The organism is Williamsia sp. D3 (assembly GCF_000506245.1).
GTDB classification, from domain to species: domain Bacteria; phylum Actinomycetota; class Actinomycetes; order Mycobacteriales; family Mycobacteriaceae; genus Williamsia; species Williamsia muralis.
Genome location: NZ_AYTE01000026.1, coordinates 63,545 through 79,814, shown reverse-complemented (window position 1 = coordinate 79,814; position 16,270 = coordinate 63,545). Strand labels below are relative to the sequence as shown.

General features: G+C 62.9%; 13 protein-coding genes. 10 read left to right on the top strand and 3 right to left on the bottom strand.

What is annotated here, in order from left to right; genetic code table 11:
• The first annotated feature begins 10 nt into the window (after nt 1-10).
• The 7 genes from pafA to W823_RS58450 all read left to right on the top strand — a co-directional run bounded on the left by pafA (nt 11) and on the right by W823_RS58450 (nt 8,424).
• A complete protein-coding gene (gene pafA / locus W823_RS45445) occupies nt 11-1,369 on the top strand; it encodes a Pup--protein ligase (protein ID WP_081729813.1) in 1,359 nt (452 codons plus the stop codon).
• Between the two features lie 24 nt (nt 1,370-1,393).
• Nucleotides 1,394-2,389: a YafY family protein gene (locus W823_RS45440; protein ID WP_023959228.1), complete on the top strand. Its 996-nt coding sequence runs from the start codon at nt 1,394-1,396 to the stop codon at nt 2,387-2,389.
• Complete coding sequence (locus tag W823_RS45435; RefSeq protein WP_023959226.1) at nt 2,386-3,351, top strand: YafY family protein; 966 nt, start codon at nt 2,386-2,388, stop codon at nt 3,349-3,351. Before W823_RS45440 ends, W823_RS45435 begins: the two co-directional genes overlap by 4 nt.
• An 89-nt stretch (nt 3,352-3,440) precedes the next feature.
• Nucleotides 3,441-3,707, top strand: coding sequence for a Sec-independent protein translocase subunit TatA (gene tatA, locus W823_RS45430; protein ID WP_023959224.1), 267 nt, complete (start codon nt 3,441-3,443; stop codon nt 3,705-3,707).
• A 117-nt stretch (nt 3,708-3,824) separates the two neighbouring features.
• Nucleotides 3,825-4,796 carry a twin-arginine translocase subunit TatC gene (gene tatC, locus W823_RS45425; protein ID WP_023959222.1) on the top strand — a complete coding sequence of 324 codons (972 nt, stop codon included), beginning with the start codon at nt 3,825-3,827 and terminating at the stop codon, nt 4,794-4,796.
• Nucleotides 4,783-7,575 carry an RNA helicase gene (locus tag W823_RS45420; protein ID WP_023959220.1) on the top strand — a complete coding sequence of 931 codons (2,793 nt, stop codon included), beginning with the start codon at nt 4,783-4,785 and terminating at the stop codon, nt 7,573-7,575. The genes tatC and W823_RS45420 overlap by 14 nt, the downstream gene beginning before the upstream one ends.
• A gap of 135 nt (nt 7,576-7,710) precedes the next feature.
• Entirely contained in the window at nt 7,711-8,424 is a 714-nt protein-coding gene (locus W823_RS58450; RefSeq protein ID WP_031332529.1) for a DUF4333 domain-containing protein, read from the top strand.
• 30 nt (nt 8,425-8,454) lie between these two features.
• Here the strand turns inward: W823_RS58450 and W823_RS45410 are convergent, their stop codons facing one another.
• Both W823_RS45410 and W823_RS45405 read right to left on the bottom strand, forming a co-directional pair.
• Nucleotides 8,455-9,387 carry a 5'-3' exonuclease gene (locus tag W823_RS45410; RefSeq protein WP_031332528.1) on the bottom strand — a complete coding sequence of 311 codons (933 nt, stop codon included), beginning with the start codon at nt 9,385-9,387 and terminating at the stop codon, nt 8,455-8,457.
• Between the two features lie 111 nt (nt 9,388-9,498).
• A complete protein-coding gene (locus tag W823_RS45405) occupies nt 9,499-10,545 on the bottom strand; it encodes an alpha/beta fold hydrolase (RefSeq protein WP_023959214.1) in 1,047 nt (348 codons plus the stop codon).
• 93 nt (nt 10,546-10,638) lie between these two features.
• On the opposite strand from W823_RS45405, the gene W823_RS45400 reads away from it, so the two are divergent.
• Nucleotides 10,639-11,757, top strand: a complete 1,119-nt coding sequence (locus W823_RS45400; protein ID WP_023959212.1) for a Xaa-Pro peptidase family protein — start codon at nt 10,639-10,641, stop codon at nt 11,755-11,757.
• A 401-nt stretch (nt 11,758-12,158) separates the two neighbouring features.
• The gene (locus W823_RS0129560; protein ID WP_081729796.1) at nt 12,159-13,727 is read left to right on the top strand and encodes an HNH endonuclease signature motif containing protein; all 1,569 of its coding nucleotides are present in this window, start codon (nt 12,159-12,161) and stop codon (nt 13,725-13,727) included.
• Between the two features lie 31 nt (nt 13,728-13,758).
• Here the strand turns inward: W823_RS0129560 and W823_RS0129555 are convergent, their stop codons facing one another.
• Nucleotides 13,759-14,169, bottom strand: a complete 411-nt coding sequence (locus W823_RS0129555; RefSeq protein ID WP_031332526.1) for a PPOX class F420-dependent oxidoreductase — start codon at nt 14,167-14,169, stop codon at nt 13,759-13,761.
• A 114-nt stretch (nt 14,170-14,283) separates the two neighbouring features.
• On the opposite strand from W823_RS0129555, the gene W823_RS45395 reads away from it, so the two are divergent.
• Nucleotides 14,284-16,263 (top strand): TerD family protein, encoded by a 1,980-nt coding sequence (locus W823_RS45395; RefSeq protein ID WP_023959210.1) that lies wholly within the window; start codon nt 14,284-14,286, stop codon nt 16,261-16,263.
• Nucleotides 16,264-16,270: the final 7 nt, after the last annotated feature.

Below are 16,270 nucleotides of genomic sequence, written 5' to 3'. Positions count from 1 at the left end.
GGTTGAAATCGTGCAGCGACGAATTATGGGTATCGAAACCGAATTCGGTGTCACATGTACTTTTCATGGGCACCGCCGGCTCAGTCCCGATGAAGTCGCTCGGTATCTGTTCCGCCGGGTGGTGTCGTGGGGCCGTTCATCGAACGTGTTCCTGCAGAACGGGGCACGGCTCTACCTCGACGTCGGTTCGCACCCCGAGTACGCCACTGCCGAGTGCGACAACCTGCAACAACTGATCGAGCACGACCGTGCGGGCGAGCTCGTACTCGAAGATCTGCTCATCGACGCCGAACGCCGATTGGCTGACGAGGGTATCGGTGGGGACATCTACCTGTTCAAGAACAACACCGACTCCGCAGGCAACTCGTACGGTTGCCACGAGAATTATCTGGTGGTGCGTGCCGGTGAGTTCTCGAAGATCTCGGACGTCCTGCTCCCGTTCCTGGTCACCCGGCAATTGATCTGCGGCGCAGGCAAAGTCTTGCAAACGCCCAAGGCGGCCACATTTTGTCTGTCGCAGCGCGCCGAGCACATCTGGGAGGGCGTGTCATCGGCCACCACCCGCAGCCGGCCGATCATCAACACCCGCGACGAACCGCACGCCGACGCCGAGAAGTATCGCCGACTGCACGTGATCGTCGGCGATTCGAACATGGCCGAGACCACCACGATGCTCAAAGTGGGGTCGGCGGCTCTGGTCCTCGAGATGATCGAGGCCGGCGTCGCCTTCCGTGACTTCGCCTTGGACAACCCGATTCGGGCGATTCGCGAGGTATCCCACGACCTCACGGGACGTCGCCCGGTTCGCCTGGCCGGCGGCCGCCAGGCCAGTGCCCTCGACATCCAGCGGGAGTACCACGCGAGAGCCGTCGAGCACCTGCGCACCCGTAAGCCAGATCAGCAGATGACCCAGGTCGTCGATCTGTGGGGCCGGATGCTCGACGCGGTGGAGCAGCAGGACTACGCCAAGGTGGACACCGAGGTCGACTGGGTCATCAAGCGCAAGCTGTTCCAGCGCTACCAGGACCGCTACTCGATGGATCTGTCCGATCCCAAGATCTCGCAGCTGGACCTGGCGTACCACGACATCAAACGAGGTCGCGGCGTCTTCGATCTGCTTCAGCGCAAGGGCCTGGCCGCGCGCGTCACCACCGACGAGGCCATCGCCGCGGCGGTGGACACCCCGCCCCAGACCACGCGTGCCAAGCTTCGTGGCGACTTCATCGCGGCCGCGCAGAAGGCCGGCCGCGACTTCACCGTCGACTGGGTGCATCTGAAACTGAACGACCAAGCGCAGCGGACGGTGCTCTGCAAGGACCCGTTCCGCAATGTCGATGAGCGCGTCGATCGCCTGATTGCCTCCATGTAGCGAGGCCGACACTAAGCTGTCCGGGTGGCGATCAATAAGGTTGAACGATTGATGAACCTGGTCATCTGTCTGCTGGCCACCCGGCAATACCTCTCGGCCGACCAGATCCGCAGTAGTGTCGCCGGATACCAGGACTCCAAATCCGACGAGGCATTCAATCGGATGTTCGAGCGGGACAAGACCGAGTTGCGTGATCTCGGCATCCCGCTGGAGACGGGACGTAGTTCTGGGTTCTCGCCGGTCGACGGGTACCGAATCAACCGCGAATCCTACGAGCTACCCGACATCGACCTCGACACCGATGAGGCCGCCGCTGTTGCGCTGGCCGCCGCACTGTGGGACACCCCGGAATTGGCGGCCACCAGCAACAGCGCGCTGATGAAGTTGCGGGCCGCAGGTGTGCAGATGGATTCCGAATCCGCGTTCGACGCCGGTGCCACCGCAATTCACTCGAGTGCCCCTCGTGGGATCGGGTCGCCAGAAGTCCTCGGAACGTTGCTGGCCGCTCTCGAGGAGAGCCGGCCGGTGCGGTTCGAACATCGCTCATCGCGTACCGCGCCCTACGTCACCCGCACGGTCGAACCGTGGGGAGTGGTCACCCATCAGGGTCGGTGGTATCTCGTGGGCCACGACCGCGACCGCGGACAGACCCGCACGTTCCGGTTGACCCGTATCGCAACGGTCTCCCCGTTCGGTAAACCCGGCGACTTCGCACGGCCCGGAGATGTGGATCTGCGAGCCATCGTGGGCGCGGCCGTCGACCGTTCGGGTCCTGCGGTCACGGCCCACGTGTGGGTCGCCGCGGAGCGAGCCGCCGGGCTGCGGCGGATGGCCAAAGGCGAGGAGCCCGGCGATCACAACGGCCGACAGGGGTCCGTCCTCCAGATCGAGATGAGGTCGGTGGACGGATTGACCCGCCAGGTTCTCGCAGCGGAAACCGACGCGGTGGTGATCGATCCCCCCGAACTACGCAACACCGTGGTCGACGGTCTGAAAAGCCTTGCGGGAGTGAGCTCATGAGCTCGGGGACCAGCCGGCTCACCCGCCTGCTCGTGATGGTGCCGTACTTCTTGGCAAACCCTGGGGTCAGCGCTGCGGAAGCGGCTCGCGACCTCGGTACGACGCCGAAGCAGGTGATGGACGACCTCAATCAACTGTGGATGTGCGGACTGCCGGGGTACTCGCCCGGCGACCTCATCGATCTGTCGTTCACCGAGGACAGCGTCGAGGTGACCTTCTCCGCGGGCATCGACCGACCGCTCAAGCTCACCGCCGCCGAAGCCGCACCACTGCTGGTGGCCCTGCGCTCGCTGATCGACGCATCGGGGGTGGTGGATGCTGCTGCTGCGCGGCGGGCGATCGCCAAGATCGAGAACGCGATGGGCACCCCGATAGGGGAAGCCGTCACCGAGACACCGACCTCTGACTCCGATCCTGCCGAGTCACCTGCGGTGATCGCCGTGCGGGATGCAGTACGTCAGCGTCATGCGGTTCGGCTGCGGTACTACTCCGCATCTCGCGACGAGGTCACCGAGCGGGTCGTCGACCCCATCCGTATCCAGGCGGTGGACGGTCGCGGATACCTGGAGGGCTGGTGCCGTTCGAGCGGCGGTATCCGGTTGTTCCGTTTCGACCGGATCGACGAGGCATCGGTACTCGATGAAGTGGCACGACCACCGGCGAACGCCGAGTCGGACCAGACGCTTGCGCTCTTTGAATCCGACCCCACGTTGCCGCAGGCGGTGATCGAGATCGATCCGGAGGTGGTCTGGGTTCTCGACTATTACCTCATCGAGCCGGTCGATCCTGACGGGATCGCCGGTTCGGATCAGCCGGTGCTGGCAACGATGACGTACGGGTCAGCCGAATGGCTCACCCGGTTCGTTCTCGGTTTCGGTGGCAAGATCAAGGTGCTCAATGCCGACGAGATGGCCGCGGACATCCAGGCCAGGGCAGCTGCAACGCTGGCGATGTACAGCTGAGCAACCGCCGAGCGTCGGCACTCACACGTCGACTGCCCGGTTTCCGGGTAGCATCGCAGACATACTCGATTGGGAGAGGTAACCGCACCATGAACGCATTACAGCCTTGGCACATCATCCTGGTGGTGGTCGTTTTTCTGATCCTTTTCGGATCAAAGAAGCTTCCTGACGCCGCGCGCGGACTGGGCAGGTCGATGCGCATCTTCAAGAGCGAGGTCAAGGAGATGCAGAACGACGGCAAGTCGGACACGGAGACACCCCCGACGACCGCTGCGACGCCGGACCCACGACAGATCACCACGGGAACGGACGCCGCTTCGGCCACCAGCACCGAATCCGAACGCAGATCTGCCTGAGCGTTTCCACCGCCGTACGGCCGGCACAGGACGACGACCTCTTCATGGACCACACTGCGGACCGGAGAGGTCGCTTTCTGTTCGGCGCACCTCTCACTGACCTGAATAGTTCACACCGTGCGCATTCCTCTTGACCCTCGGCGCCGCAAGCGCAAGGTGAACCCCGACGGAACGATGTCGTTGGTGGACCACCTGCGTGAATTGCGGACCCGGCTGCTGATCTCGGTGGCCGCGATAGCACTCACCACGATCCTCGGTTTCGTGTGGTACTCCCATGGCTTCCTGGGTATCGACTCCCTCGGCGATCTCCTGCGTGAGCCCTATTGCAATTTGCCGGAATCGTCACGCGCCAACCTCACCGGCGACGATGCCTGCCGTCTTCTCGCGACCGGCCCGTTCGACCAGTTCATGCTGCGATTGAAGGTGGCGTTGACCGCCGGGTTCGTGATGGCGTGCCCGATCTGGTTCTACCAACTGTGGGAGTTCATCACCCCAGGCATGCACGACAAGGAACGCAAGTACGCGGTCTCGTTCGTCAGCTGCGCGGCCCTGCTGTTCCTCGCCGGAACCGTGCTTGCCTACCTGGTGATGACCAAGGCTTTCGAGGTCCTGCTGACCATCGGTGACAACGTGCAGATCACGGCGCTCGCCGGCGACCAGTACTTCAACTTCCTGCTGCATCTGCTGATCATCTTCGGGGTGAGTTTTGAACTGCCGTTGTTGATCGTGGCCCTGAACATGATCGGCGTGCTCAGCTACGAGCGACTCAAGGCCTGGCGTCGCGGACTGATCTTCGGCATGTTCGTGTTCGCCGCGTTCTTCACACCGGGCTCTGATCCGTTCACGATGCTCGCCCTGGCGGGTGCGTTGACGATCCTGCTCGAGATGGCCATCCAGATCGCGCATCTCCACGACTACCGCAAGGCCAAACGTCAGGAAGCCGAATGGGGAGACGTCAGTGATGACGAGGCCTCGCCGATCGGCGGCCCGACGGGATCAGTACCCGCTTCCGGCCCGGTCGAGCGCCCCGCGCCGGTGTCGACGGCCCCTTCGATGAGCGGAGCCGATCACTTCGATGACACTCTCTGAGGCGCAACTCGAGCTGGACACGTTTGCGGGGCGTCAGCCATTTGCCCTCGATCCGTTCCAGCGTGATGCCTGCTCGGCGCTCGCCAACGGACATGGCGTCCTGGTGTGCGCGCCCACCGGCGCAGGTAAGACGATCGTCGGCGAGTTCGCCGTGCATCTCGCCCTGGCCGCCGGCACCAAGTGCTTCTACACCACCCCCATCAAGGCGCTGAGCAACCAGAAGTATGCGGATCTGGTCCGGGCACACGGTGCGGAGTCCATCGGTCTGCTCACCGGCGATTCGTCGATCAATTCCTCGGCACCCGTGGTGGTCATGACCACCGAGGTGTTGCGGAACATGATCTACGCCAATTCGCCCGCGCTCGACCGTCTTTCGCATGTGGTGATGGATGAGGTCCACTTCTTGGCCGACCGCTTTCGTGGCGCGGTCTGGGAGGAGGTCATCCTGCATCTCGCTCCCTCGGTTCGCGTGGTGAGCCTGTCGGCGACGGTCAGCAACGCCGAAGAGTTCGGTGCGTGGATCCAGACCGTCCGTGGGGACACCACGGTGATCGTCGACGAACATCGGCCCGTGCCGCTCAGTCAGCACATGCTGGTCGGCAACCGACTCTTCGACCTGTTCGATCACCGTGATGCCGCTGCACCGAACAAGAAGCCGGCGGTCAATCCTGAACTCACCCGCTACATCCGGCACCGCGAACTCGCGGCGCGCCGCGACGACGACTTTCCCCCACGCGGACGCGGTCGGCGCGGACCTCAACGTGGTGAGGGGCGCCGCGGGGGCGTTCCGAGACCGGTTTCCCGACCCGACCTCATCGCGCGTCTCGATCGTGAAGGTCTGCTGCCCGCAATCAGTTTCATCTTCTCGCGAGCAGGATGCGAGGGTGCACTGAGCCAGTGCCTGCGTTCGGGCCTCCGGTTGCTCGAGCCCGACCAGGCCAAGCAGGTCGACATCATCGTCGACAAATACGTCGCCGAACTCTCGGCAGCGGACCAGGACATCCTCGGCGTTCACGCGTGGCGCGAAGGTCTCACGCGAGGGTTCGCCGCCCACCACGCCGGACTGCTGCCCGCGTTTCGGCACGCCGTCGAAGAATTGTTCGTCAAAGGTCTCGTCAAAGCCGTGTTCGCCACCGAGACACTGGCTTTGGGCATCAACATGCCGGCACGATCGGTCGTCTTGGAACGGTTGATCAAGTTCAACGGCGAGGCGCACGTCGACCTGACGCCGGGGGAGTACACCCAGCTGACCGGTCGAGCGGGGCGTCGAGGGATCGACATCGAGGGCCACGCAGTGGTCGTGTGGACCGACGATCTCGAACCGACGCGCGTCGCAGGCCTGGCTGGTGCCCGCACGTTCCCGTTGCGCAGTTCTTTTGCGCCTGAATACAACATGGCCGTCAACCTGATCGGGCGGCTGGGCTTGGCCGGTGCACGAAATCTGTTGGATCGATCGTTCGCACAGTTCCAGGCGGACAAGTCGGTGGTCGGTCAGGCCCGGCAGATCGACACCGCGCGCCGTCAACTGCGCAAGATCGAGGTCGAACTGGAAGGCCGCGCCGAGGGCCGCGGCCTCGACGAAGGCATCGACGGGTTCCTGGGTTACACCAGGTTGCGCGAGCAGATCCGGTCGCGAGAGCGCTCGCTCAAGTTCGAGTCACGGATGGCCTCGCAACAGAGCACGGTCGAAGATCTGTCCGCACTCAAGCGTGGTCAGGTCATCGGCCTGCACGGTGGCCGGCACCGAGGGCTCGCGGTGGTTCTCGAACCGGCGACAGACATTCGCGATCCCAAGCCGCTTGTGATCTGCGAGGACGCCTGGTGTGGCAGGGTCGGTCCCCGCGACTTCCTGAACCCGCCCCAGGTGCTCGGCAACATGCGGCTCGCCAAGCAGATCGACAGGCGTACGGGGCGCGGTCGACGAGACCTCGCGTCCGCGTTGCGGTCGTCGGGCATCGACATGCCCCGCGGTAAACAGGCGAAGCGCGCCCGCGCGGCAGATGATCGTGAATTGAGTCGTTTACGGAGCGAACTGCGCAATCACCCCGCACATCAGATACCTCAAGACGACGAACTCTTTCGGTTGGCCGAACGACGAAACCGGGTTGCGCGTGAGATCTCGGCGCTCGAAGAGTCGGTTGCCCAGCGGACCTCGACGTTGTCGATCAACTTCAACCGCATCGTGGCGGTGCTCATCGAATTGGGGTACCTCGAGAAGGCGGAGTCGGAGGGCGAGCTGAACATCACGTCGGCAGGCGACACCCTGAGCCGCGTGTACAGCGAAAGCGACCTGCTGATCTGTCAGAGCATCAGAGATGGGTTGTGGGATGACCTGGGTCCGTCCGAACTCGCGGCTGTCGCATCGTCGGTGGTCTACGAATCCCGGCGCGACTCGTACGGTGGCGCCGAACTCGTGACCGGAGTGGTCAGCGTGCGCGACGCACTGCATCGGACCCACTCGGCCTGGCACGACCTGACCCGCCTGGAGATGAAGCATCTCGTGGAACCCACCCGGGAGCCGGACGCCGGGTTCGCCACGGCAATTTATCTGTGGGCATCGGGGCGAGGCCTCACCGAGGTGCTCGCGGCGGCCGGGGAGCGCGGCACTTCACTTCCGGCCGGTGATTTCGTCCGATGGAGCCGCCAGGTCATCGACCTGCTCGAACAGATCAGAACCGCCGCAAGCCTGCAGACATCCGGGCAGTCGCGTCTGACCCGTTCCGCTTCTGCGGCCATTGCCAGCATCCGAAAAGGCGTGGTGGCCGTCGAACTCGGCTGAACCGTACGCTCCGGCCGGTCTACCTCTGCGTTTGCCGGTCGCGTCTGCTGAACCGTTCGATGGGTGTGCGGTATGTTCGGGGTCGGTAATTCTGGCACCGCGAGTTTCCACGGTGCGGACAAGCGGAGGGAACACATGAGCGGGCCCAACGACCCCAATAACCCCGGATCGCCTGAACAGTGGCAGCAGGGTCAGCAACCGGGCCCGTGGGGTCAACCGACACAGGGCCCGCCACCGGGGCAGGGGTGGGGTCAGCAACCGCAGCAGCAGTACCCGCCTCAGCAGAACCCGGGTCAGCAGGGGCCGGGCCAGTATCAGCCGCCCAACTACCCGCAGCAGGGCGGCCACTACGGCCAGCCGCAGGGACAGCCGGGCAATTACGGCCAGCCTCAAGGTCAGCAACCCGGTTACGGCCAGCCTCAGGGCCAGTACGGACAATCCGGTCCGTACGGGCAGCCCGGGCAGTACGGACAGCCGGGACCCGGCGGCTCGGACCAGTTCTCGGCGATGGCTCAGCCGAAGTCGGGAAAGAAGCTGCCCCTCATCATCGGGGCGTCCGTGGTGGCGTTGCTCGCAGTGATCTTGGCCGTCACAGCGTTCCTCGCACCCGGATTCGCCGTCACGAAGGTACTCAGCCAGGAGGCGGCCCAGGAGGGTGTCAAAACCGTTCTGGAGAACGACTATCAGGCAGAGGGCGTCGAAAACGTCAAGTGTCCGAAGGACAAAGAGATCAAGAAGGGCGACAGCTTCACCTGCACGGTGACGGTGAGCGGCGCCAATCAACAGGTCAAGATCACGTTCCTCGACGATGACGGCAAGTACGAGGTGGGTCAGCCGACCGCCGGCTGATGCCTGCGGTCGCTCGCCTGTTGTTACTGATCAGGGGAACTGCCAACCCAGCGCTTTCCCGAGTCGGGAGACCGCGGAGCCGATGCCGAGTTCTTCGATCAGATCGGCCAGCGCAGCCGGATCTGCCGGCTCGCTGGGCAACCGGTCGTCCCCGCTGCTGATTATCTCTGCGTCGGTTCGGACGAACACCACCGTGCGAGCGGCGCTTAAATAGTCGGCGGCAGCTTTGAGGGATGTGCGTTGGCGGGCGGAGATCCGCTTGTCGGCGGTCGTGGTAGCGACACGCTCCAGTTCGTCCAGAGTCCCGAACGCCTGCAACAGTTTTGACGCCGTTTTCTCCCCGATTCCGGCCACCCCGGGCAGTCCGTCGGATGGGTCGCCCCGGAGGATCGCCATCTCGGCATACGCCGAACCCGGATCGGAAGTCGGCACGTCATATCGTTCGGCGACTTCGGCAGGCCCGTACATCTCGGCCTTCGCGAGCCCGCGTCCCACATACAGAACCCGGACCGGAACCGGGTCGTCTGCCACCACTTGTAGGAGGTCTCGGTCTCCACTGACCACCACCACCGGGTCTACGGCTTCGGTGTGGGCAAGGGTCCCGATCACGTCATCGGCCTCGCAGCCTTCTGCCCCGGCGGTCGAGATCCCGGCTGCCGCGAGAACGTTCATGATCATGTCGACTTGGGGTGTCAGTGTGTCGGGCACCTCTTCCGATCCGTCTCCCGCGGCGTCGGCGACACGGTGCGCCTTGTACGACGGGATGAGGTCCGTGCGAAATGTGGGTCGCCACGAGAGGTCCAGACACACAACCAATCGATGGGGATGCTCTCGGGTGACCAGGGCGGCGATCATGTCGAGGAATCCGCGGACGGCGTTGACCGGACGTCCGTCAGGAGCGGTCATCTTCTCCGGCAGAGCGTGAAAAGCCCGGAACCACAGACTCGCACCGTCTAGCAGCATCACTGGTTGGTTCATGGCGTAAACCATGCCAGATCCACCGACGGGTGAATGCTTGTCCCGGTGATCCGAGTCGATCCGAACGATGCCCGCGGACGACGGTCGGCGGCAGTTCTACGTCGCGCTCCGTTCGTCGCTGTCTATCGCCTCGAGGACTGCGACTCGTGTATGAGGATCACCCGTCAGCGGCCTGGGCGGGGGACCTTGTCGCAGCGCCACTTTCACGTCGTTGCGAGTAATCGACGCAGGCTTTGTGGCAGAGACGAATCGGAGGAAGAGATCGACGAACCGGTCGGGCTCGTCGCGGAACGGAAAATGGCCTGACTTCTCGAATATCTCGAGCTGCGAGTCCGGCATCGCACTGTGCAGCATATGGGCGTGGCCCACCGGGATCACCTGGTCGTCGGACCCCCACACGATCAAAGTCGGGATGGCAGCGCTGAGGTAACAGCGGTCGAGCATGGTGACCACTTGGCCGCGCCAGTCGACAGCCGATCGTAGAGTCCGCGCGAACACCTCGGCCGAACCCTTCTCCGGCATGCGCTCGAGAACACGGACCACCTCGGTGTTGTCGCGGAACATCGCCATGGGCAACAGGTTCTGCATCATCCGGGCAACCGTCGAGAAGGTCGGGAACACTCCGGGTACAGAGATCACGCCCAAGGCGAGTTCGGCGAGGGGCAGCGACAGCGCTCGGAGAGCTGGGTTGACACCCTTGGTGACGCCACCGGTGCCGATGAGAACCAGCCGTTCCACCATCTCGGGGTATTGATAGGCGAATTGGCCGGCCACGCCCCCGCCCAGCGAGTGTCCGACCACGGTGACGCGTTCGATATCGAGGTACGTGAGCAGATCACGCATCCCGTTCGCGAATGCCGAGACCGAGTAGTCGGCTCGGGGCCGGTCAGACAGTCCATGACCCAGGAGATCGGGAGCTATCACCGTGTATTTCTCGCTCAGCTGCTCGAACACCGGCTCCCAGGCGAGCGAGTTGTCACCGATTCCGTGCAGCAACAAGACGGCCGGACCGCTCCCTGCCATACGAAATGCGCGCTTGTAACCGTGCAGAGTCGCGAACTGCGGGTCGATTTGCGCGCTCGGAACAGCACGGAGTCTGCGCGGCTCGCGTCCACGGTTCACGGTGCCGTCCTTCGATCCCATCTGTACATCTTCCGTCGAACCGGCCGTTTTCGCCCGTTCAGCGACCGCTCACCGGGAGGACGGCCTCTTCGAGGGCCCGTTAGCCTGGGGGACATGGCTCACGAGCGATTCTCAGCAGAGGTGTATCGGTCCCGACTGCAGCGTGCGCAGCAGTTGACGGGCTCAGCCGGATTGTCTGCTCTGTTCATCACGCCCGGACCCGATCTGCGCTACCTGACCGGTTCCCGCGCCAGTACGTTCGAACGTCTCACTGCGCTGGTGATCAGTCCCGATAGGGATCCGCAGGTCGTGGTTCCGAGGCTGGAACTCGCGGCCCTGCGGGAGTCTGCGGTCGGCGAGCTGGGCCTGGTTGTCCACGACTGGGTCGACGGTCAGGACCCGTATGCCATCGCCGTCGAAGCAGCAGGTGTGAGTGCAGGTCGATATGCCGTCTCTGATGCGGCACCCGCACTTCACACCGTTCCGTTGGCAGCCCGGTTCGGTTCGAGCCCCGAACTGGCCACCGGCGTTCTACGTCAATTACGGATGATCAAAGACGACGCGGAGATCGACGCTTTGCGCCGAGCGGGTGCTGCGATCGATCGTGTTCATGCTCGCGTCGGCGAATGGCTCTCGGCGGGAAGGACAGAACGCGAGGTCGCCACCGACATCGAGGCCGCGATAGTCGCCGAGGGTCATACAGGCGCCGAGTTCATCATCGTCGGCTCCGGCCCCAACGGCGCCGATCCCCACCACGAGGTGTCTGACCGGGTGATCGAAGACGGCGATGTGGTGGTCGTCGATATCGGCGGCCCTGTCGAGCCCGGGTACAACTCGGATTGCACCCGAACCTATTGTGTCGGAGAACCTTCCGCGGAGATATCCCGTCAGTACCGGATACTGGTAGAGGCACAGCGTGCAGCGGTGGCGGCAGTACGGCCGGGTGCCAGTGCCCAACAGATCGATGCAGCGGCCCGCGACGTGCTGGCCGAGGCCGGACTGGCCGACAAGTTCGTCCATCGGACCGGTCACGGAATCGGCCTGTCAGTCCACGAAGAGCCCTACATCGTTGAGGGAAACGACATCGAACTGCAGGTCGGAATGGCCTTCAGTGTCGAACCCGGGATTTACTTCCCAGGTGGATGGGGTGCACGAATCGAAGACATCGTCGTGGTCACGGCCGACGGATGCGAATCACTCAATCAGCGGCCTCACGAGCTGAAGTCGGTCTGACGGCGCACTTTCTACCCACTGTGCAGCCAAAGGCTGCAGGAGCGACGACGCCGATCAGCAGGGCCGGGGCCGGCGGCAGCAGCGACTGCCCCATCGCTGCGGAGAAGCCGCCCCGAACCGACTCGGGTATCCGTCCGACCTGATCCATCGACGATCACCCGAACGAGGGAACCTCTGCGGCGAGGCGGTCCGCATCAGGGCCGCCTACCTCTTTGGTCGTTTGTGTATGAATCACAGTTTGTCGCAATCTGATTCGCACATTGTTGTCCCCACCATCGGCCACCGACGCCTCGTTCGATCGGTGTTGTCGCCCCTCCTCCTGACATCGAACATCTGTTCGACATTGTCGGATTCTATTGGTAGACTTGGTGAAAGGGATTCGAGGGCTGGGGGGCTTGTCGATGAGTGATTCGGTGACGGTGGATCCACCGCCAATGCCGGTGTTGGTGGGGTTGTATCGCGATCTCGATGCGCTGCTGCAGCAGATTGCTGGTGCGTCAGCAGCTGATGTTGATGATGTGCAGGTTGCCGAGTTGGTGCGCGTCAACGAGAAAGTTGTCCGGACACTTACCTTTCAGGGCCTCAAGCGGTTGCAGGAGGTGAATGATCGGGGCCTGTTTCGCAAGGCTGGTCATTCGACATTGCATCGGTTTGTGATGAGTGAACTGCGAGTCACTCGCGGTGATGCCTCCTCACGGTTGAAAGCACTCGATGCTGCCGGCGAATTGTTGTCGATGCAGGGTGAGGCGCTGCCCCCGAAATGCCCGGCCGCTGCGGAAGCGTTAGCCGAGGGTGCGATTGGGTTGGCGCACATGGATGTGATGCTCAAAGTCCGCGACAAAATCCCGCACAAGTCAGCGCCGGAAGTGTATGACGTGGTCGATGCGTGGATGACCGACAACGCCCGCACACTGACTCCGACTGAGCTTGAGGTGTGTGGTCGGGAAGTGTTGGCCCGGGTCGATCCGGATGGATCGCTGACCGATGACGCTGACCGCAAACGCAATCGTGGCTTGTCCGACGGTGCGCAAGGGTTGGACATGATGGCCAAAATTACCGGCAATTTGGACCCGGCGACGTTGGCGCTGTTTCGAACGGTGATGGATGTATGGGCCGCACCGGGAATGAACAACCCCGATGACCCGAACTCGCCCACCGGCGCCGCAGACGACCCGACCATGGACCCAGCGATCATCGAAGCCGCGGCCGGCCGTGACACCCGTTCCCGCGCCCAACGTCAACACGATGCTTTCAAGGCGATCTTGAAAACCATTCTCGAGTACAAACTGCTCGGTACCTCCCACCGTGGCCTGCCGGTTCAGGTCATCATCACCATGACCAAACAACAGCTTGATGAGGCCGCGGGTATTGCCCGCACCGCCTCCGGTGTTGATCTGCCGGTCAAGGACGCTCTCGAGTTGGCGGCTCGCTCGGAGTGGTCGTTGGCCGTGTTCGCCAACCATTCCGCCGACGTCCTGTACTTCGCGCGCGCGAAACGCACTGCCCAGCAAGGTCAGCGGATGGCGTTGTTCGCCAAAGACCGAGGCTGCACCAGTCCGGGCTGTCGTAACCCGATCTCCTGGACCGAAATCCATCACACCACCGCCTGGGCCGACGGCGGACACACCGACATCGACGAGCTGGCCCCGGCGTGCATTCCGCATCACGCGATGATCGGACCCGGCGAGGACCAGTGGCAAACCATCATGCTCCACGAGGGCCCCGACGCCGGCCGAGTCGCGTGGGTCCCACCGAAATACATCGACCCCGACCAGCAGCCGCGGATCAACCGGGCCCACCACACCGACCACACCATCGAAAAGGCCTGGCAAAACATCATCGCGGAACGCCAACAAGCACTCAACGAGCGCGAAGAACGCATGCAGCTCCAACAACAAAGTACTGACGAGCCGATGGCCAACGGGGACGACGATCTTGAGAAATCGGTCCGCCAGACTGATACGTATTGACAGCCAATGTGTTCCGGCTGTGCGCTACGAACTAGTCAACGATTCCGAGGAGGGTTCGGGACCCGAGTACGCGCTTGACTTCGATTTGAACAACGACGCGTCGCGGGTTGACCTTTGGTTGCTTGTAGCGGTTCGCGTAGCGACGTTCACCTTCGGCGACAGCATCGGGGTCGCGGTGCACCGACGCCGGGCCCTCGAGGGTCAGCCAGCGCGGACCATCCACCTGGAAGACCGCCGCGTACCCCGCACGCTCTACGTTGAGTACCTTCTGGCTTCCTTCAAAGGTGATCACGCGGACGAGCTCGGCTTCTTCGTCGTAGGTGAAGCCGACCGCAACAACGTGGGGCGTCCCGGCCTGCCGCACGGTGGTCAGGCTGCCCAGATGGCGGGCGCTCAGAAACTCGAGCGCATCAGGGGTGAGGTCGGCTGCTGTTTTGGACATCTACAGAGAATAGTCAACTTAACCAGCATGCCGCCGGCCACCTGCTCGGACAGGCCTCTGGCAAATTGAACGCAAACGACGGCTACGGTCGCATGTCCATGGAATAGTTCAACGATGGCCAGCCCTACTGTGGAACTTGTTCGCGGACAGAATGTTTCCCTCGAAGACATTAACAACGGTAACGACCGCCTGGCGATTACGGTCCGCAGCCGTTTTCCGACCGAGTCAGGCGTGCGCCCGGACGTGAGCATCCTGCTACTCGCTGCTGACGGGAAGGTCAGGAGCAATTCTGACTTCGTGTTCTACAACCAGCAGGAAGCGGCCGGAGGTTCCGTCCGTATCTCTGAAGCTTCCGCGCAAGAGGAAGAGGCAACGGGAACTGCGTCCAGTGACGTGCTCCTTGTAGATCTCGCGTCCCTTCCTGAGGACATCGCGCGTGTTGTCGTGAGCGCGAGTCTCGACCAGGATTCCGCTACCACCTTCGCGGTGGCCGAGGAACTCGAAATCGTCGTCACGCAGAATGATTCTGCAGGGCCCTCAGCCCTGTTCCGCATATCCATAGACGAGCCCGTTCTGGCACTGTTGTTCGGCGAGGTGTACCGGCGCGGGTTGGAGTGGAAGTTCCGCGCAATCGGTCAGGGCTTTGCAGATGGGTTGGGCGCTCTGGCAACAGAATTCGGCGTGGAAGTCGATCCGCGAGGTGACGAAATGCCAGGCGACGAGGTCGCGGACATGCAACATGAATCGGCTCCGACGACGCAGAACGACCACCCAGCCGACGCCGTGGCATCCAGCAAACAGATGACTATCCGCAAAGTCCTACGACCGCCGAAATTGCCGGATTGGTCGATTTCCGAGCCGGTCGACAAGGGCGAGTGGGACCGCGCTCGCCTGTTCTCTGTTTCCGCCATCGGCTCTGGCGATGAGCGAGAGCGGCGAGCAGTGTCTGCGGTTCTCTCGGTAATGAGTGGAGTGCGTGAGTTCGGAAGAGAGATGGTACGGCGAAGCGGTGGTCCAGTAGGAGCCATAGAAACCTTCATCGAGCCGGAGTTCGACTGGCAAGAAAAGAGATACAGACCAGACGGGCTGCTACGCGTCACTCGTGGGCTGAAGACCTGGACAGCTCTGATCGAAGCGAAGTCATCGACAGCGAAGTTGACGGCAGAACAAGTTCAGATTTATGTCGACATTGCGCGGTCGCTCGGCTTCGACGCGGTCATCACGATCAGCAATCAACTCCCAGGTGCCGACGATGAGCACCCGGTCAAGGTCGACCGGAGGAAACTCAAGAAGGTTGCCCTGCATCACCTCTCGTGGGACGAGATACGTTCCGTGGCGATCTCGATGTCAATGCACAAGCAGGTCGAGGATTCGTCGCAGGGGTGGGTGCTGAGAGAATTCGTCAGATACCTTCAGCACCCGAAATCGGGTCTACACGGCTTCACCGACATGGGGCCTCAATGGGGCCAGATCCGCGAGGCTGTGAAGACAAAGACCCTCAATGCCGACAGCAAGGGCGCGGCCGAGGTCTGCCATATGTTCGATCAGCTGGTTCGCCATATCGGACATGACCTGTCGTGCTTACTCAGTGTCGACGTCCGACCTATTTTTCCCCGCAATCGCGCGGACAGCACGAGCCGGGCACAGCAACTCGCTGACTCAGGCGTCATGTTCGGCTCACTGCGAGTACCCGGCGCTGCTGGGCCCCTCACACTGTCGGTTGACCTCCGATCTGAGCGCGTCGAGTGTTCAATGACCGTGGATTCGCCCAGAGAGGGGAGACCGCTGACCCGGGTGAACTGGCTGACCAAACAACTCGCCGCGGCTCACAAGGACACTCTGGTCGAGGCGGTGTTTGCTGGACGAAACGCGGCGCCGGTCGGTGCATTGCTGGGGACGGTGCGAGAGAAACCGGAAGCGCTACTTCCTGCTGATGGCAAACCTCCGAAGCAGTTCAAGATAACGCGCGGCAACAGCTTGGAACGAAACCGCGGAAACGTTGTCGCTTCAGCCAACAAACTCGTCGAGGAGTTCTACCGCAACGTCGTCCAGGTGACACGTCCGCCCAGGGTATCCAAGCCCTCAGAGGCCTGACCCACAA